This is a genomic window from Vibrio aerogenes (genome assembly GCF_024346755.1).
Taxonomy (GTDB): Bacteria; Pseudomonadota; Gammaproteobacteria; order Enterobacterales; family Vibrionaceae; genus Vibrio; species Vibrio aerogenes.
Genome location: NZ_AP024861.1, coordinates 3,407,696 through 3,434,006, shown reverse-complemented (window position 1 = coordinate 3,434,006; position 26,311 = coordinate 3,407,696). Strand labels below are relative to the sequence as shown.

The window sequence follows — 26,311 nt, the reverse complement described above, 5'->3', positions numbered from 1 at the left end:
GTTGGGGCCCTGTGTGTCAACCTGCTATTGAACCACCTGTTTTTGAGATAACATATAAATCAGGGTGAAAAAGGAGTTCATGATGCCAAAGAACACAACTGTTGATCCGCAGGTCAAGCCATCTCCGGCGCTGGAAAAGAAAACCCGACGCGTCTTTACGACCGAATATAAGCTATCCATTATACAGCAGGCGGATGCCTGTCAACATGGCGAGCTTGGTGCCTTACTCCGCCGTGAAAAACTTTACTCCAATCAGCTTTCCCTGTGGCGCAGAGAGTTCGCGGAGAACGGCATCAAAGGACTTGAAAAATCAGCACCCGGCCCTGCACCATCAAAAACTCCGGAGCAAAAACGCATTGAGCAGTTAGAAAAAGAAAACGCCCTACATTGTATGATACCTGATTAAGACAATTTGATTCCCAGATACTGTTTTAACCCCTTTTCATACTGCTTCAGTGGGTAAATGAACATATTTGGCTGAAGCCGGGAGCGAATCATACCGGCATCAAGGTAGAACTGTTCCCGTCCCCCTCGTGCCTGAAGGAATAGCGCATAGACGCCAACATCTCGTGAAGCAAGAAAAGCCTGACGGATTGCCCGGCCCAGAAGCCACTTTCCCAGTCCCTGACCCTGTATGCTTTTACATACGGCGATTTTGCTCATTAATATGCATGGCATTGTCCGGTAGGGAGACTTCCTTCTCTCCCGGTTTGACAGATGGCTTTTCTCAAACGAGCTGCTGGCCAGCGTGAAACACACAGCGGGCAGGCACCATAAATCTCTTCTAAGTAAAAAGTATTGACTCAGACGGAGTGACCATATATGTCCCTGTTATAGAACAAGTGTCCGGATTGCCCCGGAATATGCATTGCTTACACTCGTCTACTTGCTAGTTGCCAAACGAGTGGCTAATCCCAAGAATACTAAGCCTAATATTCCATCAATATGACGCCCCAGACTTAATTTACCATTGATAAAAGAGCCAAGTTTGCTAAATACAAGTGAAAACAATATGTTAATTATCAGAGCTGTAGTGCTTAGTAATAATCCCAAAATCAAAATTTGCGAAGTAACATCGATCTGTGAGCTAGTGAATTGAGGTAAAAACATGCTGAAAAATAGCAGGGCTTTGGGATTCATCAAATTATTAAATAAACCCTGATAAATTAGCTGGGTCATAGTAAGAGATTTAGTTTTTGTATCATTCTTCTCTGCAAAATCGTCACCAAGCCATGACTTAAGCATTTTCAAACCTAACCAAGCAAGATATAGAGCGCCAACAATCTTAACTCCCAGGGCCAAAGTTGGTACAGCCTGCAATAGTTGACCAAGACCAAACGCCACCAAAAAAGTCTGAACTAGCCCAGCTATAAAAATCCCGAAGGCTATCGAAGCTCCCGATTTAAACCCACGAACTGAAGAATAAGTTGAAATCAGCAACAAATCTGGGCCAGGGGAAAGCACTAGAAAAAAAATCGATACAAAGAAGAGTGGTAATATATTTAAATCTATCATGTCCAACCTATGTTTCCTTAGAGTGTCTCTTGACTAACCGCTTGAATGTTTAACAATACTTACACTATCTATATTATTCACGCAATGCGGACAGGCACCATAAATCAGCGTCAAATACTCGCTGGTGCAATGGTTAGGTGCTGCTGCGCCAGGCGTTATGTTCTCTAATGACTAAAGGTGGTAATGAATGAGTAGAAAGGAAGATAGTTCTAAGTACTTTGGTTCCTGCTTGTGCGGATCGGTAAAATATTCTGTGTCGCATATTGAAGAAAAAATGGCTCATTGCCACTGTAATATGTGTAGAAAATTTCATGGCGCGGCATTTGCTACATTCGGGGAAGCGAAAAAATCAAATTTTAATTGGTTGAGCGGCGAAGAATTAATTAAAGAATATTTGGCTGCTAATGGAACAAAAAGGTTATTCTGTAGTAATTGTGGATCGAGTCTTGTCTTCGTTCCGTCCAATGATAGCGGTGAATATGTTGAGTTCTCACTGGGAACAATAGATTCTGAAATTCAGCAAAAACCTGATGCTCATATATTCACAAATTATGGAGCAAATTGGTATCAAGTAACAGATGATTTACCTCAATATGAAGAAGGTCGAAATAGTGCAAAAAAACATAACAAGTCACTCCAGCTGACGTTTTTTCTGTTGCGAAAAGGGGCTGGGGCATGAACACCAGAAGCTGCTTGGAGCAACCAAACTCATAAGCGTGCCACACTTGTTACTATCGGGTGATCGAATAAATATATCTCAAACGGTTACGTGAATGGCTACGAGTGGTAAGACGTTCAGGGAGGAATAAATGATTGAAAGAAAGAGAGGCATTTATCAGGGCTGGAATAAGTCCTCTGCTTATAAAGACTTAGTTTGGACGGTGGTGACTTCGTGATGACTGATGGGCTCAGTCGTCTGAATCCAAAACATCCTATCTACTCCCACGCGGGAGCGTGGGAATACAGACGGGACTTGCAGCTGGCGCTTTATTTTATCGTTGCGCAAAAATCATAGACATTTGATTTCACTCCGGCCAAACTAAACCCATTGTTCATCAGCGACTTTTCCCCCGAATCTATGAAAACATCTCTTGACCATCTTCCGGAAAAAAAGCAGCAGGAGCTTGCGCAGATTTCAGCGATTCTCCGCAATACGCTGGATGAATATCTCGTCGGAAAGCAAGGGAGTAAAACCGGGTTTCAGATTCATAAAATCATTCTGTTCGGCAGCCATGCCAAAGGTGGTTGGGTGAGTGATATTCCGAACGGTTATGTCAGTGACTACGATATTCTGGTGATTGTAAATAAAGATGCGCTGGTGGATGAAGATATCGTCTGGCGCAAGGCAGAAGAGCAGATCGAGCGGAAAATCAGAAGTGCGCCGCTGGGGCTGATTGTGCACACGCTAAACGAAGTGAATGAGCAGCTGCAAAAAGGTCACTATTTTTTCAAAGATATCCGCGAGCAGGGCATTTTACTGTTTGATGCCAATAAAAAACCACTGGCCGAACCGGGTGATTTAACTGAGGAAGAGCGCCGGGAAATTGCACAAGGGCATTTTGATCAATGGTTTAAATCGGCACAAGGTTTCTTTCGTAACTACCAGTTTTCAATTTCTGAAGACGAGCTATCCATAGCAGCTTTTTTACTCCATCAATCAGCGGAACGCTTTTACGCTTGTACTTTACTTGTTTTCACCAACTACCTGCCAAAAACCCATAATATCGAAAAGCTGCAAAAGTATTGTGTGGATCAGGATCTGGCATTTGCCAATATTTTCCCGATGGATGATAAATTCCGTCGCCGCAGTTTCCGCCGTCTGCAACGGGCGTATATTGATGCCCGCTATTCCATGCATTACGAGATCACCAAAGAAGAGCTGACTTATCTGGCCGGGGAAGTGGAAAAGCTGAAAGCCTTGGTTGAGCGGGTTTGTTTGGGGGGACTGGCTATTTCGTCATGACTTTTTAGTAATGATTGAGCGCTTCGATGCTACAGTTGAACCGGTTTCCATCGTGTTTCACTTTCTCTAAAAGTACCGTATTCATCACTGATCTTTGAACTCGTATCGGTCAGAGGTGACTTTTAGTTTTGCGTTCGGTGTTGCAGGACGGTCTAAAGCTTCCATGAGCAACATCGCATCAGCCTGGCTCAGTTTTAAAGCTTGCTCACGCTCGATGACTTGTTTTGCTTTTTTCAATTGCAGCACTGAGAACAAATGAATTAATACTGGATATGCCAGCAATTGTATCAGCTTTAGTCAGTAAGTCTTGGGTGTCGACATCAACTCTGGCGGTGATGCAAGGTAAATTAGTCGCCATAATGTTATTTCCTGTTGTGTCAAAATGTCACATGGGTATCGTCACATGGGTACCATGGTCATAAAGTGTCCGGTAAGCAATCGTTGTGTCACTCTGGCACGCAAGCTGGCTTTTTGGTTGAGGTTGAAAGTGCTTGTTTCCCAGAGGCGTATCAATCCATAGGGAATTTTTGTTTCTGGTGGAGCACACGCATAATTCGGATGATATCGCCTTCGACACAATAGGAAATGATCATCGAAATTTCAGGAATAATGAGTAAGCGTCCACGAATGCCATCTCGCTGTACGCCCATGAGAGGCTGCCCGGTCAGGTTTTCTGCTTTTTCTTCAATGAGGTTGTCAGTTTTCTCTGCTGCATCAGGGTTGAAGTCATAGAGAAACTCAAAGATCTTTTCGCGATCATTCAGTGACTCTTCTTCCCATAAAATCATTGCTTACCTCGGTTACGGATTCTGGCTTTGCGCGCTTCCATTCGGGATTTAGCCGTTTGGTGTTCAGTGAAAACCGCTTTTCCGGAGTCTAACTTCTCAAATGCCAGGTTGACTTGTTCAGTGAGCCATGCATCGTGAGATAATGTTTTTCTTTGCTGCTCAGCGAGTTGCTCAGTCAGCTCACGGCAAGCATCACTCAGTGTGCGACCCTGACTCTCAGCCATTTGTTGAGCCAGACGTTTTGTTTCTTCATCAACACGAAATTGAATTCTGGTGTCCATGATGTTTTCCTTTGTTGGTGTGTGTACAAATGTTAGCACTGGCCTTTGAGATGGGCAACTCACAGAAAATTGAAGCGTGATTCGGCATGCGTGGCATTTCTGCTGTGCGTGGATTTTAGTGAAAAAGTGCCTGTCCTGACTAAACCTCTGTCCTGACTATGCCTTTATCTATTTGCCTATATTTGGCCTTACCAGAAATCGACTAACAGTGTATGGGTATACAGTCATATTTAAATTTAGTAATTTGTATAATTTTAAGACAGGAGCAGTGTGCACTAATAAAATGTTAAACAGTAAAAAGGAGCTATGGTGGAAAATAGCAGGGAAATCCAAATACTCGCTGGTGCAATGGTTAGGTGCTGCTGCGCCAGGCGTTATGTTCTCTAATGACTAAAGGTGGTAATGAATGAGTAGAAAGGAAGATAGTTCTAAGTACTTTGGTTCCTGCTTGTGCGGATCGGTAAAATATTCTGTGTCGCATATTGAAGAAAAAATGGCTCATTGCCACTGTAATATGTGTAGAAAATTTCATGGCGCGGCATTTGCTACATTCGGGGAAGCGAAAAAATCAAATTTTAATTGGTTGAGCGGCGAAGAATTAATTAAAGAATATTTGGCTGCTAATGGAACAAAAAGGTTATTCTGTAGTAATTGTGGATCGAGTCTTGTCTTCGTTCCGTCCAATGATAGCGGTGAATATGTTGAGTTCTCACTGGGAACAATAGATTCTGAAATTCAGCAAAAACCTGATGCTCATATATTCACAAATTATGGAGCAAATTGGTATCAAGTAACAGATAATTTACCTCAATATGAAGAAGGTCGAAATAGTGCAAAAAAAACATAACAAGTCACTCCAGCTGACGTTTTTTCTGTTGCGAAAAGGGGCTGGGGCATGAACACCAGAAGCTGCTTGGATCAACCAAACTCATAAGCGTGCCACACTTGTTACTATCGGGTGATCGAATAAATATATCTCAAACGGTTACGTGAATGGCTACGAGTGGTAAGCCGTTCAGGGAGAAATGATTGAAAGAAAGAGAGGCATTTATCAGGGCCGGAATAAGTCCTCTGCTTATAAAGACTTAGTTTGGACGGTGGCGACTTCGTGATGACTGATGGGCTCAGTCGTCTGAATCCAAAACATCCTATCTACTCCCACGCGGGAGCGTGCGAATACAGACGGGACTTGCAGCTGGCGCTTTATTTTATCGTTGCACAAAAATCATAGACATTTGATTTCACTCCGGCCAAACTAAACCCATTGTTCACCAGCGACTTTTCCCCCGAATCTATGAAAACATCCCTTGACCATCTTCCGGAAAAAAAGCAGCAGGAGCTTGCGCAGATTTCAGCGATTCTCCGCAATACGCTGGATGAATATCTCGTCGGAAAGCAAGGGAGTAAAACCGGGTTTCAGATTCATAAAATCATTCTGTTCGGCAGCCATGCCAAAGGTGGTTGGGTGAGTGATATTCCGAACGGTTATGTCAGTGACTACGATATTCTGGTGATTGTAAATAAAGATGCGCTGGTGGATGAAGATATCGTCTGGCGCAAGGCAGAAGAGCAGATCGAGCGGAAAATCAGAAGTGCACCGCTGGGGCTGATTGTGCACACGCTAAACGAAGTGAATGAGCAGCTGCAAAAAGGTCACTATTTTTTCAAAGATATCCGCGAGCAGGGCATTTTACTGTTCGATGCCAATAAAAAACCACTGGCCGAACCGGGTAATTTAACTAAGGAAGAGCGCCGGAAAATTGCGCAAGGGCATTTTGATCAATGGTTTAAATCGGCACAAGGTTTCTTTCGTAACTACCAGTTTTCAATTTCTGAAGACGAGCTATCCATAGCAGCTTTTTTACTCCATCAATCAGCGGAACGCTTTTACGCTTGTACTTTACTTGTTTTCACCAACTACCTGCCAAAAACCCATAATATCGAAAAGCTGCAAAAGTATTGTGTGGATCAGGATCTGGCATTTGCCAATATTTTCCCGATGGATGATAAATTCCGTCGCCGCAGTTTCCGCCGTCTGCAACGGGCGTATATTGATGCCCGCTATTCCATGCATTACGAGATCACCAAAGAAGAGCTGACTTATCTGGCCGGGGAAGTGGAAAAGCTGAAAGCCTTGGTTGAGCGGGTTTGTTTGGGGAGACTGGCTATCAGCCAATAAACCGGGTTGTTTCAGATGAAGTCGCGGTTCATTGATGTTATCTCACTTTCTTTATGTCATCTCACTTTCCAATTCGCAACGCAGTGCGTCCCGAATAGCGTTGGATGGATTACCGCAAATGAAAGTAATTTATTTGCATTCAGATTGTATTTTGTGGTGTATTTTTAATCACGGACGATGGCAGAGAGCATGATGATGAAGTTGAATTGTGATTTGGGAGAAAGCTACGGCAGTTGGGTTGCCGGGATGGACGAAGCGGTGATGCCGTTTATTGATATGGCAAATATCGCTTGTGGCTTCCATGCATCAGACCCGGATGTGATGGCAAAAACCATTCAAAGCGCGGTCAAACATGGCGTCACGATTGGGGCGCATCCGGGCTATGATGACAAAAAAGGCTTTGGCCGCCGCTCCATTCCTCATACCAGTAGTGAGATCTCCAATCTTGTGGTCTATCAGGTGGGTGCCATGATGGGGATGTGTCGGTTGTACGGTGCAACCGTCGAATACGTCAAGCCTCACGGCGCGCTGTATATGGATATGATGCGTGATGAAGCTGTCTATCGGGCGATTATTCAGGGAATGGCGCAGGCCGGATTTGGCGTGCCTTTAATGATTCTGGCAAAAGTTGATAATTCTGCCTATCAGGCCATTGCCGACGAAGCAGGCGTTTCCCTGTTATTTGAAGCCTTTGCTGACAGAGCTTATACCAGCGAAGGCTCGCTGACCCCCCGAAGCCTGCCCGGTGCGGTTTATCATGACCCGGAACAGATTATCGGACAGCTGAAACAACTGGTCATGCACGGCAGTGTCATCTCGATTGATGGCACGGAACTGCGCATGAAAGCTGATACGGTTTGTGTTCATGGTGACAATCAGGAATCGGTGCAGACCGTTCATTTGCTGCGTCAAGTGGTTGATCAATGAAAACAGAATCAAAGAAAATAAAAGTTTCACGGGTTTGCGAAAACAGCCTGATGGTTTACTTCGGAGAGACCATCGATACCCGGTTAGTTGATAAAATCGCGGTCTTTACTCACGCAGTTCAACAGCAATTTCAGGGGGCGCTCGAAGAAGTTATCCCTTCTTATACGTCGGTTTTCATTGCGTACCATCCACTGAAAGCTGACCCGGATCAGCTGGTTCACTGGTGTCAGCAGCAGGCGGAACAGGTTTTAACTTTGTCTGAAGTGAGTTCTGCCGCTAAGGTGGTTTCCCTGCCGGTTTACTACCACCCGGAAGTCGCGCCGGATCTACAAGCGCTGGCGCAAGCCCGCCAGTTGACGGTTGATGAAGTGATAGAGATACACAGCCAGACGGAATATACCGTATGCGCGATTGGCTTTGCGCCGGGGTTTGCGTTTCTCGGGTCGGTCGATCCCCGCATTACGATGCCGCGCCATGCCGAGCCAAGAATGAAAGTGGCAAAAGGGAGCGTGGGTATTGCGGACAGCCAGACCGCCGTTTACCCGCTGGATACCCCCGGTGGCTGGCAAATTATCGGTAACTGTCCGGTTGAGCTGTTTAACATGACGCATGAGCCGATGATGCCGTTTGAAGTCGGCGATAAAATCCGTTTTCAGCCGATGACCAGAGAAGCATTTCTGGCGTCAGGAGGGAGCTTATGAGCGGATTACAAGTCACCTCTGCCGGCATGCTCAGCCTGATTCAGGATTTGGGGCGTTTTGGCGTCGCCCGCCACGGATTAAGTGCAGGCGGGCCTGTGGACCTGCATGCACACTGCTGGGCCAACCGGCTGGCAGGAAACACCGCGGATGCACCGGTGATCGAAATCACCATGGGAAATGCAGCCTTTGTTGCGTGTGACGATATGGTTTTGTCTCTGACCGGTGCAGATACGGCTCCTGCGATCGACGGTCAGCCACTGGCAGTCTGGCGCAGCTTTTTACTCAGAAAAGGACAGACCCTGCAACTGGGTTTCGCAAGGTCTGGTTTCCGGGCTTATTTAGCTGTTGCAGGCGGGTTTGATGTGTCGCCAGTGTTTGGGAGTTGTGCGACCGTGGTGCGCAATCAGCTGGGCGGGCTGAATGGTGGCGCGCTGCAAAAAGGCGATATTTTACCGGTGGCTGGTGGTCAGAGTCGCAAGACACTGTCTGCCGACGCTTCGCAGTGGGTGCCAAGGCAATTCATTCCCCGCTATCCGGATGAACTGTGTTTATCTGTGATTGAATCTTGTCAGGAAGACACATTCAGCCGGGAGGCGAAGCAGCAGTTTTATGCCAAACCTTACCGAATCACCGATAAGTCAGACCGGATGGGGATTCGCTTATCGGGGCAGCCGGTCAATGCCTCAGCGGGTGGGGTGATCTCCGAAGGGATTGCCTTTGGTGCGGTTCAGTTTCCGGCCAACGGCCAGCCGATTATTCTGCTTAATGATCGGCAGACATTAGGCGGATATCCCAAAATCGGCTGTGTCTCAAAAATGAGCCTGATGAAACTGGCTCAGGCCAGACCGGGCAGCCTGATCCATTTTTACCGGGGAGAGATCGAACGCGAAACGCAAGCTTACTGTCGCTTTCTGCGCTATTTTTCTCTGTAGCCTGTTTTTATCTGTCGCTGATATGTGCCTTTTGGGTGCCGCATGATGTGAAGCGACAGAAATGCCCCATCTTCTCTGAATGTCCGGTGTCCGGATATTCTGCCTGCCCTGCTTTCAATTGTCACATTCCCGACAATTTCCCGACAATCTCACACTGATAAAAATAATTTTCTTTAATATCAGTCTATTACCTGTGGCTTATTCTTTGCAACTTGTGTCTGATAATAATGCTTGTTCAAACGGAATGAACAGATCAAACACCGGAGGTGCCATGAAACAGTCAGAAATTAAACTTTTGCAGGACGAACCCGCCTGTGAACATAACAGCGGCAGTAAATCCGGTTGCAGCAAAGCGACGCCCGGTGCCACTGCGGGCGGATGTTGTTTTGATGGTGCACAGATCAGCCTGTTGCCGATTGCCGATGTCGGCCACATTGTGCATGGCCCGATTGCCTGTGCCGGAAACAGCTGGAACAACCGCGGCACGCGGGCGACCGGCAGAAACTTATTCCGTTACGGTTTTACCACTGATTTGAATGAGCAGGATGTGATTATGGGGCGGGCGGAGAAGCGTCTGCTCCATGCGATCAAACAGTTGATTACGGACTATCAGCCACCGGCAGTGTTTGTCTACATGACCTGTGTGCCTGCGCTGGAAGGCAACGATATTGAAGCGATTTGTGCGTTGGCACAAGAAAAATGGCAGATTCCGGTGATAGCGGTGGACGCGGCAGGGTTCTACGGGAATAAAAACCTCGGTAACCGGATTGCCGGAAATGTGATGGTCGAAAAGGTTGCCGGTACTGCTGAGCCGCCTGAAAAGCCAGTGATGGCACATGATCCGTCGCGCCGGGTGCACGATATTGTGTTGATTGGTGAATACAACATTGCCGGAGAGTTCTGGCATGTCTCGCCGCTGTTTGAAGCGCTCGGGCTGCGGGTGCTGTGCTGCATGGCCGGTGATACGCAGTTCCACCAGATTCAGACCATTCACCGGGCAGATGCGGCGATGGTGGTGTGCTCACGGGCGCAGATTAATGTCGCCCGCAAACTGGAAGAAAAATGGCAGGTGCCGTGGTTTGAAGGCAGCTTCTACGGGATTGAAGACACGTCACTGGCGTTGCGCTCTTTTGCCCGGTTATTAAATGACCCGAAACTGACCGAAGAGACAGAAGCACTGATTGAGCAGGAAGAAGCGAAAACCCGTCAGCTGCTGGCCCCTTATAAAGAAAAACTGAGTGGTAAAAAAGCGCTGCTTTATACCGGCGGGGTGAAATCCTGGTCGGTGATCACCGCTTTACAAGAACTGGGCATTGAAGTGGTGGCGACCGGCACCCGTAAATCTACCCAGTCAGATAAAAATCGCATTATTGAAATCATGGGTGAAGACGCGCTGATGCTGGATGAAGGTGGCGCAAGGCTGCTGCTGGATACTTACTATCAGCATCATGCTGATGTCATGATTGCGGGGGGCCGGAATATGTATACGGCGCTCAAAGCACGTTTGCCGTTTCTCGATATTAATCAGGAGCGGGAACACGCTTATGCCGGTTATCGCGGTATGGTAACGCTGGCCGAAGAGCTGTGCCGCACGATCAACAGCCCGGTCTGGCAGGCTGCCAGAAGTCCGGCGCCCTGGGACGGGAATGGTTCATCTCCGGTCACACCGGCGATCGACCTGATACCGCACAATGCTCAGCACCGTATTCTTCCGGATCAAGCATAAAGGAGAGCCGCTTATGGTGACCGTTAAAAAACAGAATTCCCCACTGGTGACCCAGCCTTTGAAAACCAGCCCGGCCACAGGAGCAACCTTAGCCAGCCTTGGTTTTCAGCGCACGATTCCGCTGATGCACGGCTCTCAGGGCTGCGGGGCCTTTACCAAAATTTATCTGATTCAACACCTGCGTGAACCGATTCCGCTGCAAAATACCGCCATTGATCAGGTCTCTGCGGTGATGGGGGGCGATGAGAACTTAAATGATGCGTTGCACCTGCTGTGTGAGAAACAATCACCGGATATGATTGCCGTGATGACGACGGGCCTGACAGAAATGCAGGGCTCGGATATTTACCGGGTGATTGCAACTTTTAAAAAGCAACATCCGCAATTTGAGGCGACCCGGATTGTCTCCATTCATACGCCGGACTTTACCGGCTCGATGCAAACCGGTTATGTGCAGGCCGCGGATGCGATTATCCGCCAGTTAGTGGCACCACCGGTGAAACGTGACCGGCAAAGAAAGCAGGTGAACGTTTTGTGTTCCGTCGGATGTACGGCGGCGGATGTGGAAACGCTGCGCCGGTATATCGAAGCATTTGAGCTGGATGCGGTGTTTATTCCTGATTTGTCTCAGTCTCTGGATGGTCATCTGGCCGGTGAGGATTACGCCCCGACCAGCACCGGCGGCACCTCGGTACTTGAAGTCGAAATGATGTCAGAAAGTGACCTGACTCTGGTGATTGGCCCGTCGTTTGAACCAACGGCCAAATGGCTTCAGGCCCGGTTTGATATCCCGTATCTCCAGTCTGGAATGGGAATGACAATAGCGCAGACTGATCAGCTGATCATGGCACTGTCTGAACTGAGCGGACTGCCTGTACCTGCATGGATCAGCCGGGCGAGAAAGCGCCTGCAGGATGCAATGATTGACAGCCATTTCTTACTGAGCAATGAACGCTTTGTGATTGGACTGGAGCCTGATTTAGCCGCCGGTTATTGTCAGTTGCTTGATAGTGTCGGCGCGCAGGTGGTTCAGGTGGTCACCACCATTGATGCGCCGGTACTGAAAACGCTGCCGGCACTTGCGGTTCAGGTCGGAGACTTATCACAGATTGATATGCCGGGCAGTGAAGCAAAGTTATTGATTAGTAATACCCATGCTGCGCAAATCACTGAGCCGGATTATCCGGTGCTCCGTGCGGGCTATCCCTGTTTTGATCAGTTCGGCAATATGGATATCAGACAGCTGGGTTATGAAGGTTGCCGGGAGCGGCTGTTTGCGTTGGCTAATTTGCTGCTGCGCCATCACACAGATGAAGTGAAGCCACATATCAGCCGATATCGCTTCAGTGCTGAGGATGTGGTGCATCAGGGGGCGGCATGAAAATCAGTGAAAGAAAGCTGCACGTTGAGCCCCGCCCGGCAGAAGAAGACTTCACGGTAAAAGTCGCCTTTGCCACCCATGACCGTCAAAGTGTGGACCAACACTTTGGCAGCTGTAAGAGCATGCTGGTTTACGGGGTCAATGCGCAGGAATGGCACTTGCTGGAAGCGATTGAATACGCAGATCTCTCTGCGGACACACACAATAAACTGCCAACACGGATTTCGGATTTGACCGGCTGCGCTGCCGTTTTCTGTAACGCTTGTGGTGCATCGGCGATCCGCCAGTTGCTGGAGAAAAATATTCATCCGGTCAAAGTGACTGAAGGCCGTGAAATTCATGATCTGCTGGTGACGGTTCGGGATGAACTCAGTGGGGAACCGGGCGGTTGGTTAGCACGGGCAATGAAGCGAAAAGCACAGGAAGATGAATCCGGGTTGAAGAAAGCACAAAGACTTTCTCAACTCATTGATGAAGAATGGTAAGGAAGCAATATGGGTAATATCAAGGGCCTGACCCGGAGCGGTACAGAGTGGGAACCACAATTTATACAGGAAATCAGCCAGGACGACTGCATTGGCTGTGGACGATGTTACAAAGTCTGCGCGCGGGATGTGTTCAATCTGGTTGAAAAAGAAGATATTGATGAAGACGATGATTATTATGATGAAGATGAAATGATGATGGTCATGACGATCGAGAATGCCGGTGACTGTATTGGTTGCATGGCCTGTAGTAAGGTCTGTCCTAAAAATTGTCAGTCATTTGCACCGGTTGCCGCATAATTTCACTCAGGATGGTGTCATGCCATCCTGTCTTTTAATCTGCTGTTGGAGGTCGTCATATATGCAACAAAGTTTATTGTAATAAAGCCGACAAAATGTCGGCTTTTGTGCACAGTAGCCGGTAAACCCGCCTCTCCATTTCATTCAAATCAACGACTTACCTCACATTTATTTCTGGTTTAACAATTGCAACGGAATTTAACAACATTGTTACACTTTGCGCGTTTTATGGTTCAGAACGGTTTATTTTGTCAGGAACGCGGTGAAATCAGAGATGTAATCATCAGATGCCGGAATGTGATTCGGCTGAAAATCCGGAACAACCGACACGGAAGCTTTCAGTTCAGAAGCGTTGGTCAGCACAGGGTAAGGAGCACTTATGTGGGATTATTCAGAGAAGGTTAAAGAACATTTTTTTCATCCGAGAAATGCAAAGCTTGTCGATCAGGCGAATGCGAAAGGGGATGTTGGTTCAATCAGTTGTGGTGATGCGTTAAGTCTTACCCTGAAAATTAACCCGGATTCCGAGGTCATTGAAGATGCCGGATTTCAAACCTTTGGTTGCGGCAGTGCCATTGCTTCTTCATCCGCGCTGACCGAAATGATTATCGGAAAAACGGTCGATGAGGCTTTGTCTGTCACCAATCAGGATATTGCTGAGTTTCTCGATGGGCTGCCACCGGAAAAAATGCACTGCTCGGTGATGGGGATGGAAGCCCTTCAGGCTGCGGTGGCGGATTATCGCGGAGAAATTGTCGAAGACGATCATGAAGAAGGTGAACTGATTTGTAAGTGCTTTGCCATTGATGATCTGATGATCAAACGGGTGGTGAAAGCCAATGGTTTAACCACGCTGGAAGAAGTGATCAACTATACCAAAGCCGGTGGTGCCTGTACTTCCTGCCATGAAAAAATTGAATGGGTGCTGGAAGATTATTTTGCGCAGGAAGACGCGGAAAAATCACAGCCTGCGGCGGCTGTCGCTATTAAGCCGGAAACCGATCAGGCTGTTGGTGAAGGGGTCTGGCAGATTGTTGAAGCCGTGATTGCAGAAGTGCGTCCGGCAGTTATGGCTGACGGCGGTGATATTCAACTGGTCGATATTGAAGAGAATGTCGTGTTTGTCTCACTGACCGGTGCCTGTACCGGTTGCGGTCTGGCCGGACTGACACTGGCGAATGTGGAGCACAAGGTGTCAGCGGCTCTGGGTGAATCTGTTACTGTTTTCCCGGTTCAGGATGCGCACACGGCGCACAAAAAGGAGGCGACTTATGATGTTTAATTCTGCAGCGCCGAAAGGAGTCACCAAAATGGTTTATCTCGATAATAATGCCACCACCCGGATTGATCCGCGTGTGCTGGAATGTATGATGCCTTTTCTGTCGGAGTATTACGGCAATCCGTCTTCAATTCATAAACTGGGAGCCAGAGTCGGCCAGGCGATGGAAATTGCCCGCGAGCAGGTACAAATGCTGATCGGCGCGCAGTATTCCAGTGAAGTCATTTTTACCTCCTGTGCAACGGAAGCAAATACGACCGCAATTTTATCTGCGGTGGAGGCCTTTCCTGATAAGAAAGAGATTATTACTTCTCAGGTTGAACATCCGGCAACGCTTCAGCTCTGCCAGCATCTGGAACGCAAAGGCTACAAAATTCACTGGATCAGCGTCGATAAGAAAGGACGGCTGAATATGGACGAGTACCGGGCGGCACTGAGTGACAATACGGCGATTGTCTCCATGATGTGGGCAAACAATGAAACCGGCACACTGTTTCCGATTCGCCGGCTGGCACGGATGGCGAAAAAAGCCGGGGCACAGTTCCATGTTGATGCGGTGCAGGTGGCGGGTAAATATGCGATTGATGTGAAACCAACCGATATTGATATGCTGTCCATCTCCGGGCATAAATTTCATGCGCCCAAAGGTGTGGGAGCGCTGTATGTGAAACGCGGTACGCGTTTCCGGCCACTGCTCCGGGGCGGGCATCAGGAGCGCGGGCGCCGCGCCGGGACTGAAAATGCGGCCTCTGTGGTTGCGCTGGGCAAAGCGGCAGAGCTGGCGTATGACGCACTGGAGAAAGACACGTACAGGATTCAGCTGATGCGGGATCGTCTTGAACAGGGACTGTTGGCACGAATTCCCAATACATTTATTACCGGCAACCCGGCGAAAAGGGTGCCGAACACGACCAATATTGCGGTTGAATATGTGGAGGGTGAAGCGCTGTTGCTGCTGATGAATCAGGCGGGTATTGCGGCATCTTCCGGCTCTGCCTGTACATCGGGCTCACTTGAACCTTCCCGCGTGATGAAAGCGATGCAGATACCCTTCACGGCAGCGCATGGCACGTTACGTTTCTCACTGTCCCGGTTTACCAAAGATGAAGACATTGATTATGTACTGGAGACTCTGCCGGAGATTGTGGCGCGGTTAAGAACCTTGTCTCCTTACTGGGATAACGAGAAGAATACCGGCTCGGCCGAGATTTTCTCGCCAAGTTATGCCTGATTTCTGATCTGATCAGGGAAAATATCAGGCCAGAGGAAACATCAGGCCAGGGAAGATAGCAGGTCAGGGAAAACAGAAAATGACGCGGCCAGAGCAAAAGGAGTGCGTATGGCTTTTGTGACAGGAGAAATGCAGACGCCCGGTGTCGTCATCAATGACACGACCCTGCGCGATGGCGAACAAAGTCCCGGCGTGGGGTTTTCAACCGGAGAAAAAGTCCACATTGCATTAATGCTGGAATCCGCCGGCGTGCCGGAGCTGGAGATCGGCATTCCTGCAATGGGTGAAAAAGAGCGGGCGACGATCAGGGAGATCACCGGTTCGCTCCGGCAGGCCAGCACCATGGCATGGTGCCGGATGACGCACGAAGATATTCGTTCAGCCTGCGGGCTGGGGCTGGACTGGGTGGATTTATCTGTGCCGGTTTCTGTGCAGCAACTGAAAAACAAGCTGAATATTCCGGTGAAAAAGTTGCTGAGCCTTTGTCTGGAGAATATCCGCCGGGCGGTTGATGCCGGTTTATCGGTGTGTGTAGGGATGGAAGATGCGTCACGGGCAGAGGATGAGCTGCTGCACCGGGTGGTGGATATTGCCGGTGAAGCGGGCGCCCGTCGTGTCCGGTTTGCTGATACGCTGGGCGTGCTGGACCCTGTATCGACATATCATAAAATCTCAGATCTCAGACAGCGGACCGATTTGCAGATTGAAATGCATGCCCATAACGATTTGGGACTGGCGACCGCGAATACACTGGCAGCCGTGGATGCCGGTGCTTACAGCGTCAATACAACCGTCACCGGGCTGGGTGAAAGGGCAGGGAATGCGGCGCTGGAAGAAGTCGCGGTGGCATTAAATGTGTTAAACAAACCGCAGAGTGACATTGATCTGGCCAGACTGCCCGCACTGTGTCGTTACTTACATATTGTCTCCGGGCGGACTTTATCGCCCCAGAAGGCCATCGTGGGGGACTACGCATTTACCCATGAATCCGGTGTCCATATCGACGGACTTCTGAAAGACATCAATAACTATCAAAGCTTTCCGCCATCACTGATTGGCCGCAAGCATCATCTGGTGCTGGGTAAACATTCCGGGATTCATGCCATTGATGCCGTGTACCGTCAGCTGGGAATTTCCCTGACCCGTGCTCAGTGCGAAGAGATTCGTGAAGCACTCCGCGACTGGTCTGAGACCTGTAAATGCGTGCCGGGGAACGATGATCTGATGTCGCTGATTGATTTAACAATGACCGGAGGGATTCATGACTATCAATATGCAGGATAGCGATCATTCGTCGGGCGATTTTAATGGGGACAGTCGCGTTAATTTGTCAGTGAGTCAGGGTGGTTTTAATCGGGACAGTCGCGTTAATTCGTCTGTGAATCAGGACGATTTTAATGGGGACAGTCGCCACAATAGCAGCGTTAATGGGGACAGTCGCCACAATAGCCACAATAGCAGCGTTGTGGATGCCGATAGACTTGCGGCAATGGACGGACTGGAAACAGCGGAAGATTTTCTCGATTTTTTTGAGATTGCGTATGACACCCGGCTGGTTCAGATCAAACACATCCAGTTGCTCAGAATGTACCAGAAGCTCTTGCCTGCGGGTGAGGCGAAGCCTGGCTACGATCAGCATAGACGCGCCTTGTGTATGGCTTACAGCCAACTGACACAGGGCCGGGAGCTGGCTTTTGAAGCCAGTGGCTGCCAGAGCTGTAGCAGTGATTGCACAGCATCGTGATTGTAGCGCAGAGTGATTGCAGAGCAGAGTGGTTGCAGAGAATAGTAATTGCAGAGAATCGTGTCAGCACAGAATAAGGAGGCGGGAGATGGAAAGCGTGTTCACGGCAAGATTTGATGCCGGAGAAGAAGTCAGGGTGATCCGCACTGTCCGTAATGACGGGAGTTTTCCCGGCATGGAAAAAGGAGAGGTTCTGATCGAAGCCGGTTGTGTCGGTATCGTCAGAACTTATGGCTTTTTTCTGCAAACTCAGGTGATTTATCAGGTGTTTTTTCCGGAGGTGAATCAGGTGATTGGTATCCGGGATGAAGAGTTGATTGCAGCCCGTCTGGACTGGGTGCCACGATATTTTCATTCACTGGATAAAGCAAAGCTCACCCGGACGCTGGCGATGAATGGTGAGGTGCTGGCCGAAAAAGGCCAGATTGTAGAGATTCAGCGCGCCTACCGTGATCTGGAGGATGGCACATTAAAATATGAAATCACGCTGAGTGATTTGCGGTTTCAGCTCGATGCCAGTGTGTTTGCGCAACTTACACCGGCAGCGGTTTCACAGGAGCAACAGGGATGAACAGGAACGAACAGAAAAAGCGTTATTTAATGGCAAAAGTTGCGACGGACCTGTATCAGCTGAACCCGGAATATCTGTCATCGGTTCAGCGGGCTGAAGCAGAAGAAAAAGCCTGCCGGATGTTTGACATCCAGCAGCTGATTCTGACATCGGCCGCCGCCGCTCAGGTAACGCCGGTTGGTCCTGATGAACTGGCGCAGGCGTATCAGGCATGTGTGGATCAATTTGAGTCGGAAGCTGCATTTCATCAGACGATGAAATCTCAGCTGTTGAGTCAGGAAGGGTTTCGTCAGGCGCTTTGCGATCAACTGATGTGTGACAAGGTACTGGATGCGGTTTCTTCTGATATTCCTCCGCTGGATGTCACCAAAGCCAGACTTTATTACCAGCAACATCAGCAGGAATTCTCAAAACCGGCGACCTGGGAAATGAGCCAGATTTTAATTACGGTCAATGATGATTTTGCAGAGAATACCCGGAGCAATGCCCTCAGGCGCATCCGTGATATTGCTGCCAGAGCCCGGCCAAAGTCATTCGCTCAGCTGGCGCAGCGTTACTCGGAATGCCCAAGCGCGATGAATCAGGGCTATCTGGGCTGGTGTAAAGAAGGGGATCTCTACCGGCCGGTCTCTGAAGCGTTACACCGGTTAAACCCACAGGAAATCAGCCCGCCGGTCGAAACCGAAATGGGCTTCCATCTGGTCACATATCATCAGAACCGGGCCGCAGGGCAGGCGAGCTTTGAAGAGGCATTCCCATTCTTACAGGAGAAGCACCATCTCCGGGCCAAAGCGTTCTTACAGCGTCAGTGGATTTTGCAGTTGCAAAGCCATGCATCTGAATGTGTGTGAGTGGTGGTTTGTTTCGCTTCATTACATGCAATTTAAAAATTCGTCTAAATGATTGTTGATAATTTTATTATGTAACAGATGCAAAAAATTTGGGGTGGATATCTATTTAACGTATTGTTTGATAAGTAAAGGATAGACATGAAACATATTGATAAATAGAATAGGGCCACTTTTCAATTGCATAAAAAAAACAACTTCAATGAAATACAGAATGATTGGTGTCATTTTATTTGGATGTTGTTGTGTTTTTACTATTTCCGTATTTTCCATTAGTTTTTATCGCCTGATTAAGGAAATGATTGATCACAGTTCTGTCATAGAATTTAGTCAGTCATTGATGTACTTTGCAGGCGCGGGTCTGGGAACTCTGATACTCTTTTTGCTGTCAATTTTTCATAAGAAAATGCCTCCTGTCATTGAGTCACTCTTAAATCGAGCTTTAATTTCCAGTCTTGTGGTGATGTTTATATTTCCTCATATTATTGGTTTTTTTGTCGATAATTTTATGAGTAATAATCATTATGTTTACTGTGAAGTGGTTTCTACTCACTCAGCTCGATACAGACATTCTGTTTATACTTCAGATATAGATACCTGCATTGGGCTAATTGAGCGTAAGCGTGAGCATGATGAACAATAGGCAATGGGTATTTAAACATCAGAGGACTAAGTGGTGAGTAAGCAAGACAAAGTAAAAATGCCACTGAAGTATAAAATATTTGCTATTGTCGTCTTTGGTGGCCTGTCGCTTAGCTGCCTGTATTCATTCCCGAACAATATTTATCAATTGATTCACGGAATGAATACTTTACAGCCAGTCATTCATTTTAGCAAAAAAGAAATCAGTGAAGGTGGTTTTATGCTGTCATGCATTGCTGGTTTTATCATGATTATTTTTTGCGAAAAAATGTCACCAAAGGTTTTCATCTGCCTGTTTAGTGTGGCTTTTTATGGCCTTTTAATTGCACTTATCTCTCCCTATTTAGTGATGTTTTGGGTTGATCATTTTGTGGAAGAAAATCATTACAATTATTGTGAACCCATCTCTGATCATGAAGGAAAATACTGGACGACGGTGTATACAAAAACGACTGATATCTGCCAGATTGAAACTGAGAAAGTGAAAAATAATTAATGCTAATGAGGCGTGTAGATAATCAGGACAGTATTCAGGATAGATAGATGCCACTCAAATATAAATGAGGAAATCGGAAAAATCCGGACTGGTGGAGCAAAAGTGAGGGTTATTTGGTGAATAAAAAAGAAAGAGGTAAATTACCACTGAAATATAAATCTTCAGGTATTCTTTTATTTGGTGGTTTGACATTGGTTTGCCTGTTTTCATTTCCAAAATATATCTATAACTTAATTGATGGAATGGTTTCATTTCAACCAATTATTCAATTTAGTAAAGGCGACATTAGTGTTGGTGGTTTAGGATTATCATGTTTTTCATCTTTTATGCTTGTTCTTTTTGCAGAAAAAATATCCCCAAAAATGCTGTTTTTTTCATTTCAGGTTATGTTTTATGGTCTTTTAATTTCAATCATCTCCCCCTATTTAATGATGTTCTGGGTCGATCATTTTGTGGAAGAAAACCATTACACTTATTGTGAAGCCATCTCTGACCATGAAGGAAAATACTGGACGACGGTGTATACAAAAACGATTGATATCTGCCAAATTGAAACTGCGAAGGTTAGAGGAAATAAAGGCTGATGAAGGGTGAAGATAATCATAACAGCATTCAGGATAGAAGGATGCCACTTAGATATAAAATACCGGCTGTATTATTCCTTGGTGGTATGACATTCATTGGATTTCATTCATGTTCAACGTATTTATATGAATTGATTTATGGAATGCAGACATTTCAGCCTGTTATTCAATTCAGTAAAGGATATATTAGTGTTGGTGGTTTAGGGCTATCATGTTTTTCATTTTTTATGCTTATCCTTTTTGCAGAAAAAGTATCCCCAAAAATGCTGTTTTTTTCTGTTCAAGTCGCGTTTTACGGGCTTTTAATTGCATTGATTTCCCCCTATCTCATGATGTTTTGGGTCGATCATTTTGTGGAAGAAAACCATTACATTTATTGTGAAGCCATCTCTGACCATGAAGGAAAATACTGGACGACGGTGTATACAAAAACGACTGATATCTGCCAGATTGAAACTGCGAAGATGAAAAACAAGGGGTAATAGAATCCGAACTAAAACCAAGCAGGTGTTCGGAATTACATGGAAATTCAAAAGTATTTTTTAAAGATATTATTAATTTATTTTTTCGATAAAGAGCGACATATTTCTTCATTAGATGTATAGACATAACTATCATATTTACCTGAGTGATAGGATGCTCTTTTACAATATAGATAATGATTTTTATCTATAAACTTATCTACTTGAAATTTCATTATACGCGGAAAGATAAAGATCAATATAATGCCAGCAATAGAGCCAGCCATTAAAAAACTCTTTGCGCTTTGGGCTTTTTTTTTAGTTAATAATGTGATTATAAATAAGCATGAAAGTGCAATGATACACCCCAATAAATGCATTAAACCATCTTCAAGTTCAATGACTGGGTTCATTGTTTGCATTCCATTGATTAACTCAAAAAAATTTGGAATAAATAAAGCTGCAGAACCTAAAATTAAAACGCCTAAAATAACTAATGGCTTTACTCGCCGGATTGTAAAGTAGTCTGAGTTTTTATTGTTCACTAAAATTTTCTCAATTTGATAAGCTCATTTATTGCTTTTTTCATACATATTAACTTATTGTTCAGGGTATTCTCCCAGTACAGTACAGTACAGTACAGTACAGTACAGTCTCCATTCTCTTTTGTTTTAGTCAGGATATATAAGATATGAGATGTATCCTTGTGGCAAGTTGAAAATCCCTTCACCCTGCTACAAGAGTCTCAATACTCATTGGTATGATTCAATTAACATTATATCATTCAGATTTTAAAGAAAGCAGACGGTTTCTCTTTCGAGAACCAAATAAACGTCTTTCTTCTGTGCTGAATTGATAATTATCATTAACTTTATCGAATTTGATATGGAGAATTTTTTGAATAATATCACCTCCACCATATAAATGAGATATATTCAGATTAATATATTTTTTGTTTTTTAACTTAATTATAATACTTCCATCTATACGTGTAGAAAATGTTTTACTATTCTTTTTACTATATAGTCTGAACAATATATTATCTGATAATTTTTTAACAGGTGTGCCAACAATAATTGTATCTATGTCATCAAGTTTAACTGAAAAGATAACAGGTTTCCCACAAGAGAGTTGCTTTTCATCTAATCGCCACTTTTCTGTTTTTTTATGGTGATTGTAATATAGGTAAAAATAAAATGGACAAAATATAAAATAAGTATAGATATATGTAATCTTATCATCGTAGAATTCATTCAATAATGAAGATTTACCGATTATTAAAGAGAGGAAATGTAGAATAAAGATAAAAATAATGAATAGAGGTACAGATATAATACATTGTATTAATAAATTTTTTGGCTGTATTTTGGTCTTTAATACTTTTTGATTAAGCAGGGAGGGAGATGGGATTTTTTTGTTGTGTTTCTCTGTGTTTTTAATACCTAGCAATCCCCAAAATACAATATAAAAAGGCATTAATATTGAAACTAATTTAATCAGGTCACTTTTTATTGTATAAACATGCTGTAATAAAAAGACAACATCTCCATCATCTTTAAATATGATGTAATATGTTGAACCTAATTGAATAAGGGTTACGATATATATGCACTCTAAAAACCAGTTTGAAAAATTTAACTTTCTCATATTATGTATAAAGAAAAATAAAAATATTGATACTGGCCAAAAAAGTAGATGTTCCATAATTAATCGTTTTTACTGTTTTTTCATATGTGAACAGTTACTAATTAGTTCTAACTAATTTATTTCTATTTTTCATCGTTAAGTTATGACACTCTTCCAGATTAAATTGATAGTTTTCAATTAACTTCGGTTGAAATGACTGAACTAATGTATCCATGATTAATTTACCATTTTTATACTCATGGAGATATAAAGGTAAATATGTATGAGAATCAATTTTTATGATAAGTCTTCCATCTTCTATAAAATTGTATGCTCCAATGTTATTTCCTTTTCGACCGATATAATTGGTCATTTTCTTCGAAGGTCGACAAGTGATCAGTGCTTGTATTTTGTTTAATTCAATTGAAAAATTGATCGTATCACCTTGGTGTAATGTATCATTTTTTAATAACCATATTCCTTCATTTTTATATTTTCTATATCGGTGAAACGATAAATAAATCAAGGTCAGTATACTGGTCATTACAGGAATAAAAATTGATCCTGTCTGATTGTTTTTTAGAAGAGTGTCGTAAATGAAAGATATGAATAGCCCGAGAAATATAAAGCCATTGAAAAATGATAGCAGAATTATTTCAAGTAGGTATGAAATTATAATTTTGTAGCTTGGTTGTGTTTTTAACATGTTTTATTTTAGATTATAAGATCCATGGTAAAATTTAATTTACTTTCTAATATGGCTTATATTCTCTACGTTTTTTGTCAGCTTCAGTCTTACATGTGAGCGTATCACGAGTATAAACGTATTCAATGAATTTACCTCGGTGAGTAGATGCATCTGAGCAATAAATGTAATTATTATCACTCATAAAATCTTCTACATATACATTCATAATATAAGGAAATGCAAATATCATTATAAAACCAACAAGAAACATAACTCTTATAATTGACATGAATATTAAATTAAGATGGTTTGTAAAAAGAGACATCAAAAATAACGCGAAGACAAATAACCCACATCCTAAAAATATCATTGGCGATTTATTAAAATAAATAGCGGGCAAGTGAGTATTCATAGAGTAGATAAGATCATAAAAACTGTAAAAAAATAAACTAGGCTACTAATCGACATCGCACCAGATAAAATTATCGTTGCTATCCTTTTTGTTAGAGTTATTTCTATTTGTGTGTTTTTATTATTCACCAGCATATACCTCTGATTTGAGGGATCCACTGCTGGTTTATTTTATCATTGATTGACTCCATTGCTTCTCTTCTTATTTCTTCATCGCTCATCTTTTGTAGCAATTTTTCTGTTATATTGAAATGACACAGAAATTTGAACACCACCTTAATAAATAGCTATTTTTAATGGTATTATTAATTTATTTTTTAGATAAAGAGCTACATATTTCTTCATTAGATGTATAGACATAACTATCATATTTACCTGAGTGATAGGATGCTCTTTTACAATATAGATAATGATTTTTATCTATAAACTCATCTACTTGAAATTTCATTATACCTGGAAAGATAAAGATCAATATAATGCCAGCAATAGAGCCAGCCATTAAAAAACTCTTAGCGCTTTGGGCTTTTTTTTCAGGTAATAATGTGATTATAAATAAGCATGAAAGTGCAATGATACACCCCAATAAATGCATTAAACCATCTTCAAGTTCAATGATTGGGTTCATTGTTTGCATTCCATTGATTAACTCAAAAAAATTTGGAATAAATAAAGCTGAAGAACCTAAAATTAAAACGCCTAAAATAACTAATGGCTTTACTCGCCGGATTGTAAAGTAGTCTGAGTTTTTATTGTTCACTAAAACTTATTCCAAATTTGATAAGTCCATTGTTTACTTGTTTGTTCATTAACAGAACTATTCATGCCTATAATCACCTTTTACTCATATTCACATTTTAAATTAATAAAAATGATAAATTGTTATCCTTCGATTCTTTTTATCCTTTTTTCAATTTCAGATTCACAAACCTGCTTATCAATTGTATATATTTTTTTTGAGTATCTGGCTCTATGTTCTGAAGCTTTTTTGCAGTATAAGTAATGATTGTCCTTAATATAAGAGCTGACAATATAATCCATAATCTGAGGAAATATGAATGATATTACCAAGAAGAATCCAGCAATTTTTATAGAAAAAACTTTTGAACTAAAATTAATTTTGTTTGAAAATAATACAACAAAGAAACCAATAAACATTACAGGTATACAACCCAGAAAATACATTGGAGATTGACTAAATACAATAACAGGCTGATGATTAATCATAGACTCAATTAAGTGATATAATGTATAGCAAAATATAATGAGTGATATCATTGCAAGACTCAAAAAAAATAAAGAGCCAAGTACTCTTTTAGTTAGAGATACCTCACTTTTCACTCGGATTAACTTGTTGGAATTCACCAAGAAATCCTTTTTATCTGTTGTATCCATTGCTTGTTTACTTCATTACTTATAGAGTTATTAAAGTCATTAATCATGTTACTTTCTGTTTTATCTAATTTATTTGCTAATTTGTTAGTTAAATCAAAATAATCATCGATAATATTTAATAATTCTGATTAACTAAGTATTAGTAGACAGTGAATGAAAAAAATAAGAGAGTAATTATTCTTCTATCTTAGATTTTTGTATTTTTTTGGATATGAATTTATAATTTTCCATAATCCATTTTGAGTAGTCTTTGTTAATACGTATAAATTATATGTATTATATGTTCCTTCCTTAACCTGATTGTTTACACTCAGTAATAAATCTTCTACTTGATCACCATTAAAATCACCCTTGGCTAAGATTGTCATATATTGGATTCCACCACTATTATCCTCAATACTGACTGAGTATTTATCCTGTTTTGCAAAGTTTTTTATTTGGGTGAATTCTCCAAATGTCATGTCTGGATTCTTATCAATACGTCGTTGATCATCATTTGAAATGACTTCTCCTACAGAAGCCGGAAACAACTGAACTGAATTTTTATCCAGAATGAATTCTTGTATATAAGATATTTTTGGTTGTGTCATTTTAGTGACTAGATCAATGGCGCGACATTGAATGTAAGAATATTGGTAAGCACTGAACTCTGATTGCCTGACCGGAAAAAAACTTGAGTATAAGCCTGTAATGTGGATTGACAGCTATTAACAACTTTTTTATCGTTCTTCTTTTTTACATGGACATTCATATTCCATGGAGCGGTAATCTGGTCTTGTAAGTAATTAACTTTGGTTGTGTCAGCGATATAAGACTTTACACTGACTACTGGGTTAATGAATAAAAATGTATGATCAGATAATGCACTGAAAGAGTTATTGCAGAAAGTTAATAATAAAAAACTGATATATATATAAATGTTTTTCATGTTGACTTGTTATATCTTTAAGGAGTTTCGTTCAGATAGCTATGTTGTTGTGCACCTTCTGCAATCATTTGGTTGCAAGCCAATACAGTAATCTCATCCGCATGAGTTTCCTGATATTTGTTGCCCATTGAATCTTTTGTGTTATAACCGCTGGAAATCATGCCTTGTTTTTCACTATTAATGGTGATGTGTGCTATATGACTTGTGTCTCATATTTTGGAAAATGGTCCTA

At 43.5% G+C, this 26,311-nt stretch carries 31 protein-coding genes and 3 pseudogenes; 24 read left to right on the top strand and 10 right to left on the bottom strand.

Annotated elements, in window-relative coordinates; translation table 11 throughout:
* The first annotated feature begins 79 nt into the window (after positions 1–79).
* The gene (locus OCV29_RS15180; RefSeq protein WP_139281727.1) at positions 80–406 is read left to right on the top strand and encodes a transposase; all 327 of its coding nucleotides are present in this window, start codon (positions 80–82) and stop codon (positions 404–406) included.
* On the opposite strand, the gene OCV29_RS15175 is transcribed toward OCV29_RS15180, so the two are convergent.
* Both OCV29_RS15175 and OCV29_RS15170 read right to left on the bottom strand, forming a co-directional pair.
* The gene (locus OCV29_RS15175) at positions 403–663 is read right to left on the bottom strand and encodes a GNAT family N-acetyltransferase (RefSeq protein WP_073606179.1); all 261 of its coding nucleotides are present in this window, start codon (positions 661–663) and stop codon (positions 403–405) included. The genes OCV29_RS15180 and OCV29_RS15175 overlap by 4 nt on opposite strands.
* 219 nt (positions 664–882) lie before the next feature.
* The gene (locus OCV29_RS15170) at positions 883–1,515 is read right to left on the bottom strand and encodes a LysE family translocator (RefSeq protein WP_073606178.1); all 633 of its coding nucleotides are present in this window, start codon (positions 1,513–1,515) and stop codon (positions 883–885) included.
* Positions 1,516–1,702: 187 nt separating this feature from the next.
* On the opposite strand from OCV29_RS15170, the gene OCV29_RS15165 reads away from it, so the two are divergent.
* The 3 genes and pseudogenes from OCV29_RS15165 to OCV29_RS15160 all read left to right on the top strand — a co-directional run bounded on the left by OCV29_RS15165 (position 1,703) and on the right by OCV29_RS15160 (position 3,478).
* Positions 1,703–2,194: a GFA family protein gene (locus OCV29_RS15165; protein WP_073606177.1), complete on the top strand. Its 492-nt coding sequence runs from the start codon at positions 1,703–1,705 to the stop codon at positions 2,192–2,194.
* Positions 2,195–2,324: 130 nt separating this feature from the next.
* Positions 2,325–2,408: pseudogene (locus OCV29_RS23595) on the top strand (RidA family protein); the annotation flags it as partial.
* Positions 2,409–2,593: 185 nt separating this feature from the next.
* Positions 2,594–3,478, top strand: a complete 885-nt coding sequence (locus tag OCV29_RS15160; protein ID WP_261887338.1) for a HEPN domain-containing protein — start codon at positions 2,594–2,596, stop codon at positions 3,476–3,478.
* Positions 3,479–3,562: 84 nt separating this feature from the next.
* On the opposite strand, the pseudogene OCV29_RS15150 reads toward OCV29_RS15160, so the two are convergent.
* From OCV29_RS15150 to OCV29_RS15140, 3 genes and pseudogenes are all read right to left on the bottom strand, one after another.
* Positions 3,563–3,836 (bottom strand): annotated as a pseudogene (locus OCV29_RS15150) (type II toxin-antitoxin system TacA family antitoxin).
* Between the two features lie 151 nt (positions 3,837–3,987).
* Positions 3,988–4,266 (bottom strand): type II toxin-antitoxin system RelE/ParE family toxin, encoded by a 279-nt coding sequence (locus OCV29_RS15145; RefSeq protein WP_073606213.1) that lies wholly within the window; start codon positions 4,264–4,266, stop codon positions 3,988–3,990.
* The gene (locus OCV29_RS15140; RefSeq protein WP_073606214.1) at positions 4,263–4,547 is read right to left on the bottom strand and encodes a type II toxin-antitoxin system RelB/DinJ family antitoxin; all 285 of its coding nucleotides are present in this window, start codon (positions 4,545–4,547) and stop codon (positions 4,263–4,265) included. Before OCV29_RS15140 ends, OCV29_RS15145 begins: the two co-directional genes overlap by 4 nt.
* Positions 4,548–4,953: 406 nt before the next feature.
* Here OCV29_RS15140 and OCV29_RS15135 point away from each other — a divergent pair, with 406 nt between their 5' ends.
* The 20 genes and pseudogenes from OCV29_RS15135 (at position 4,954) to OCV29_RS15045 (ending at position 21,055) form a co-directional block, all read left to right on the top strand.
* Positions 4,954–5,394 (top strand): GFA family protein, encoded by a 441-nt coding sequence (locus OCV29_RS15135; protein WP_073606215.1) that lies wholly within the window; start codon positions 4,954–4,956, stop codon positions 5,392–5,394.
* A gap of 178 nt (positions 5,395–5,572) precedes the next feature.
* A pseudogene (locus OCV29_RS23590) lies at positions 5,573–5,656 on the top strand (RidA family protein); the annotation flags it as partial.
* A gap of 185 nt (positions 5,657–5,841) precedes the next feature.
* The gene (locus OCV29_RS15130; protein ID WP_261887337.1) at positions 5,842–6,726 is read left to right on the top strand and encodes a HEPN domain-containing protein; all 885 of its coding nucleotides are present in this window, start codon (positions 5,842–5,844) and stop codon (positions 6,724–6,726) included.
* 195 nt (positions 6,727–6,921) lie between these two features.
* The gene (locus OCV29_RS15125; protein WP_073602709.1) at positions 6,922–7,653 is read left to right on the top strand and encodes a 5-oxoprolinase subunit PxpA; all 732 of its coding nucleotides are present in this window, start codon (positions 6,922–6,924) and stop codon (positions 7,651–7,653) included.
* On the top strand, positions 7,650–8,354 hold the full coding sequence (pxpB, locus tag OCV29_RS15120; RefSeq protein WP_073602680.1) for a 5-oxoprolinase subunit PxpB: 705 nt from the start codon (positions 7,650–7,652) through the stop codon (positions 8,352–8,354). The genes OCV29_RS15125 and pxpB overlap by 4 nt, the downstream gene beginning before the upstream one ends.
* On the top strand, positions 8,351–9,286 hold the full coding sequence (locus tag OCV29_RS15115) for a 5-oxoprolinase subunit C family protein (RefSeq protein ID WP_073602679.1): 936 nt from the start codon (positions 8,351–8,353) through the stop codon (positions 9,284–9,286). The genes pxpB and OCV29_RS15115 overlap by 4 nt, the downstream gene beginning before the upstream one ends.
* Positions 9,287–9,557: 271 nt before the next feature.
* Positions 9,558–11,012: a nitrogenase iron-molybdenum cofactor biosynthesis protein NifE gene (nifE, locus tag OCV29_RS15110; protein WP_073602678.1), complete on the top strand. Its 1,455-nt coding sequence runs from the start codon at positions 9,558–9,560 to the stop codon at positions 11,010–11,012.
* Positions 11,013–11,025: 13 nt separating this feature from the next.
* A complete protein-coding gene (gene nifN / locus OCV29_RS15105) occupies positions 11,026–12,393 on the top strand; it encodes a nitrogenase iron-molybdenum cofactor biosynthesis protein NifN (protein WP_073602677.1) in 1,368 nt (455 codons plus the stop codon).
* Positions 12,390–12,878 (top strand): NifB/NifX family molybdenum-iron cluster-binding protein, encoded by a 489-nt coding sequence (locus OCV29_RS15100; protein ID WP_073602676.1) that lies wholly within the window; start codon positions 12,390–12,392, stop codon positions 12,876–12,878. The genes nifN and OCV29_RS15100 overlap by 4 nt, the downstream gene beginning before the upstream one ends.
* Positions 12,879–12,887: 9 nt before the next feature.
* Positions 12,888–13,178 carry a ferredoxin III, nif-specific gene (gene fdxB / locus OCV29_RS15095; protein ID WP_073602675.1) on the top strand — a complete coding sequence of 97 codons (291 nt, stop codon included), beginning with the start codon at positions 12,888–12,890 and terminating at the stop codon, positions 13,176–13,178.
* Between the two features lie 379 nt (positions 13,179–13,557).
* The gene (gene nifU, locus OCV29_RS15090; RefSeq protein WP_073602674.1) at positions 13,558–14,460 is read left to right on the top strand and encodes a Fe-S cluster assembly protein NifU; all 903 of its coding nucleotides are present in this window, start codon (positions 13,558–13,560) and stop codon (positions 14,458–14,460) included.
* Positions 14,450–15,688 carry a cysteine desulfurase NifS gene (gene nifS, locus OCV29_RS15085; RefSeq protein ID WP_261887336.1) on the top strand — a complete coding sequence of 413 codons (1,239 nt, stop codon included), beginning with the start codon at positions 14,450–14,452 and terminating at the stop codon, positions 15,686–15,688. The genes nifU and nifS overlap by 11 nt, the downstream gene beginning before the upstream one ends.
* Positions 15,689–15,796: 108 nt before the next feature.
* Entirely contained in the window at positions 15,797–16,972 is a 1,176-nt protein-coding gene (gene nifV, locus OCV29_RS15080) for a homocitrate synthase (RefSeq protein ID WP_245796775.1), read from the top strand.
* Positions 16,950–17,432, top strand: coding sequence for a nitrogenase-stabilizing/protective protein NifW (locus OCV29_RS15075; RefSeq protein WP_084193247.1), 483 nt, complete (start codon positions 16,950–16,952; stop codon positions 17,430–17,432). The genes nifV and OCV29_RS15075 overlap by 23 nt, the downstream gene beginning before the upstream one ends.
* Before the next feature lie 88 nt (positions 17,433–17,520).
* The gene (locus tag OCV29_RS15070; protein WP_073602673.1) at positions 17,521–18,003 is read left to right on the top strand and encodes a nitrogen fixation protein NifZ; all 483 of its coding nucleotides are present in this window, start codon (positions 17,521–17,523) and stop codon (positions 18,001–18,003) included.
* A complete protein-coding gene (locus OCV29_RS15065; protein WP_073602672.1) occupies positions 18,000–18,854 on the top strand; it encodes a peptidylprolyl isomerase in 855 nt (284 codons plus the stop codon). Before OCV29_RS15070 ends, OCV29_RS15065 begins: the two co-directional genes overlap by 4 nt.
* 211 nt (positions 18,855–19,065) lie before the next feature.
* Positions 19,066–19,494, top strand: coding sequence for a hypothetical protein (locus tag OCV29_RS15060; protein ID WP_139281514.1), 429 nt, complete (start codon positions 19,066–19,068; stop codon positions 19,492–19,494).
* 33 nt (positions 19,495–19,527) lie between these two features.
* Positions 19,528–19,989: a hypothetical protein gene (locus OCV29_RS15055; protein ID WP_139281513.1), complete on the top strand. Its 462-nt coding sequence runs from the start codon at positions 19,528–19,530 to the stop codon at positions 19,987–19,989.
* 116 nt (positions 19,990–20,105) lie between these two features.
* The gene (locus tag OCV29_RS15050; protein WP_073602669.1) at positions 20,106–20,573 is read left to right on the top strand and encodes a hypothetical protein; all 468 of its coding nucleotides are present in this window, start codon (positions 20,106–20,108) and stop codon (positions 20,571–20,573) included.
* The gene (locus OCV29_RS15045) at positions 20,573–21,055 is read left to right on the top strand and encodes a hypothetical protein (protein WP_073602668.1); all 483 of its coding nucleotides are present in this window, start codon (positions 20,573–20,575) and stop codon (positions 21,053–21,055) included. Before OCV29_RS15050 ends, OCV29_RS15045 begins: the two co-directional genes overlap by 1 nt.
* Before the next feature lie 77 nt (positions 21,056–21,132).
* Here the strand turns inward: OCV29_RS15045 and OCV29_RS15040 are convergent, their stop codons facing one another.
* From OCV29_RS15040 to OCV29_RS15020, 5 genes are all read right to left on the bottom strand, one after another.
* Positions 21,133–21,579 carry a hypothetical protein gene (locus tag OCV29_RS15040; protein WP_139281512.1) on the bottom strand — a complete coding sequence of 149 codons (447 nt, stop codon included), beginning with the start codon at positions 21,577–21,579 and terminating at the stop codon, positions 21,133–21,135.
* A gap of 235 nt (positions 21,580–21,814) precedes the next feature.
* Positions 21,815–22,738 (bottom strand): hypothetical protein, encoded by a 924-nt coding sequence (locus OCV29_RS15035; protein ID WP_073602666.1) that lies wholly within the window; start codon positions 22,736–22,738, stop codon positions 21,815–21,817.
* A gap of 1,331 nt (positions 22,739–24,069) precedes the next feature.
* Positions 24,070–24,516 carry a hypothetical protein gene (locus tag OCV29_RS15030; RefSeq protein WP_139281511.1) on the bottom strand — a complete coding sequence of 149 codons (447 nt, stop codon included), beginning with the start codon at positions 24,514–24,516 and terminating at the stop codon, positions 24,070–24,072.
* 122 nt (positions 24,517–24,638) lie between these two features.
* Positions 24,639–25,151, bottom strand: a complete 513-nt coding sequence (locus tag OCV29_RS15025) for an SLC5/6 family protein (RefSeq protein ID WP_073602662.1) — start codon at positions 25,149–25,151, stop codon at positions 24,639–24,641.
* 182 nt (positions 25,152–25,333) lie between these two features.
* Positions 25,334–25,741 (bottom strand): hypothetical protein, encoded by a 408-nt coding sequence (locus OCV29_RS15020; RefSeq protein WP_073602661.1) that lies wholly within the window; start codon positions 25,739–25,741, stop codon positions 25,334–25,336.
* Positions 25,742–26,311 lie beyond the last annotated feature (570 nt).

Excerpts from the sequence above, each read along its gene's own strand:
- OCV29_RS15020 (WP_073602661.1), bottom strand. The coding sequence starts at position 25,741 with ATGACACAACCAAAAATATCTTATATACAAGAATTCATTCTGGATAAA.
- OCV29_RS15075 (WP_084193247.1), top strand. The coding sequence starts at position 16,950 with ATGACTATCAATATGCAGGATAGCGATCATTCGTCGGGCGATTTTAAT.
- pxpB (WP_073602680.1), top strand. The coding sequence starts at position 7,650 with ATGAAAACAGAATCAAAGAAAATAAAAGTTTCACGGGTTTGCGAAAAC.
- OCV29_RS15125 (WP_073602709.1), top strand. The coding sequence starts at position 6,922 with ATGAAGTTGAATTGTGATTTGGGAGAAAGCTACGGCAGTTGGGTTGCC.
- nifN (WP_073602677.1), top strand. The coding sequence starts at position 11,026 with ATGGTGACCGTTAAAAAACAGAATTCCCCACTGGTGACCCAGCCTTTG.
- OCV29_RS15060 (WP_139281514.1), top strand. The coding sequence starts at position 19,066 with ATGATTGGTGTCATTTTATTTGGATGTTGTTGTGTTTTTACTATTTCC.
- OCV29_RS15175 (WP_073606179.1), bottom strand. The coding sequence starts at position 663 with ATGAGCAAAATCGCCGTATGTAAAAGCATACAGGGTCAGGGACTGGGA.
- OCV29_RS15135 (WP_073606215.1), top strand. The coding sequence starts at position 4,954 with ATGAGTAGAAAGGAAGATAGTTCTAAGTACTTTGGTTCCTGCTTGTGC.
- OCV29_RS15035 (WP_073602666.1), bottom strand. The coding sequence starts at position 22,738 with ATGGAACATCTACTTTTTTGGCCAGTATCAATATTTTTATTTTTCTTT.
- OCV29_RS15145 (WP_073606213.1), bottom strand. The coding sequence starts at position 4,266 with ATGATTTTATGGGAAGAAGAGTCACTGAATGATCGCGAAAAGATCTTT.
- OCV29_RS15070 (WP_073602673.1), top strand. The coding sequence starts at position 17,521 with ATGGAAAGCGTGTTCACGGCAAGATTTGATGCCGGAGAAGAAGTCAGG.
- nifE (WP_073602678.1), top strand. The coding sequence starts at position 9,558 with ATGAAACAGTCAGAAATTAAACTTTTGCAGGACGAACCCGCCTGTGAA.
- OCV29_RS15165 (WP_073606177.1), top strand. The coding sequence starts at position 1,703 with ATGAGTAGAAAGGAAGATAGTTCTAAGTACTTTGGTTCCTGCTTGTGC.
- OCV29_RS15115 (WP_073602679.1), top strand. The coding sequence starts at position 8,351 with ATGAGCGGATTACAAGTCACCTCTGCCGGCATGCTCAGCCTGATTCAG.
- OCV29_RS15180 (WP_139281727.1), top strand. The coding sequence starts at position 80 with ATGATGCCAAAGAACACAACTGTTGATCCGCAGGTCAAGCCATCTCCG.
- OCV29_RS15130 (WP_261887337.1), top strand. The coding sequence starts at position 5,842 with ATGAAAACATCCCTTGACCATCTTCCGGAAAAAAAGCAGCAGGAGCTT.
- OCV29_RS15100 (WP_073602676.1), top strand. The coding sequence starts at position 12,390 with ATGAAAATCAGTGAAAGAAAGCTGCACGTTGAGCCCCGCCCGGCAGAA.
- nifU (WP_073602674.1), top strand. The coding sequence starts at position 13,558 with ATGTGGGATTATTCAGAGAAGGTTAAAGAACATTTTTTTCATCCGAGA.
- OCV29_RS15025 (WP_073602662.1), bottom strand. The coding sequence starts at position 25,151 with ATGGATACAACAGATAAAAAGGATTTCTTGGTGAATTCCAACAAGTTA.
- OCV29_RS15045 (WP_073602668.1), top strand. The coding sequence starts at position 20,573 with ATGAAGGGTGAAGATAATCATAACAGCATTCAGGATAGAAGGATGCCA.
- OCV29_RS15140 (WP_073606214.1), bottom strand. The coding sequence starts at position 4,547 with ATGGACACCAGAATTCAATTTCGTGTTGATGAAGAAACAAAACGTCTG.
- OCV29_RS15160 (WP_261887338.1), top strand. The coding sequence starts at position 2,594 with ATGAAAACATCTCTTGACCATCTTCCGGAAAAAAAGCAGCAGGAGCTT.
- OCV29_RS15170 (WP_073606178.1), bottom strand. The coding sequence starts at position 1,515 with ATGATAGATTTAAATATATTACCACTCTTCTTTGTATCGATTTTTTTT.
- OCV29_RS15065 (WP_073602672.1), top strand. The coding sequence starts at position 18,000 with ATGAACAGGAACGAACAGAAAAAGCGTTATTTAATGGCAAAAGTTGCG.
- nifV (WP_245796775.1), top strand. The coding sequence starts at position 15,797 with ATGGCTTTTGTGACAGGAGAAATGCAGACGCCCGGTGTCGTCATCAAT.
- nifS (WP_261887336.1), top strand. The coding sequence starts at position 14,450 with ATGATGTTTAATTCTGCAGCGCCGAAAGGAGTCACCAAAATGGTTTAT.
- fdxB (WP_073602675.1), top strand. The coding sequence starts at position 12,888 with ATGGGTAATATCAAGGGCCTGACCCGGAGCGGTACAGAGTGGGAACCA.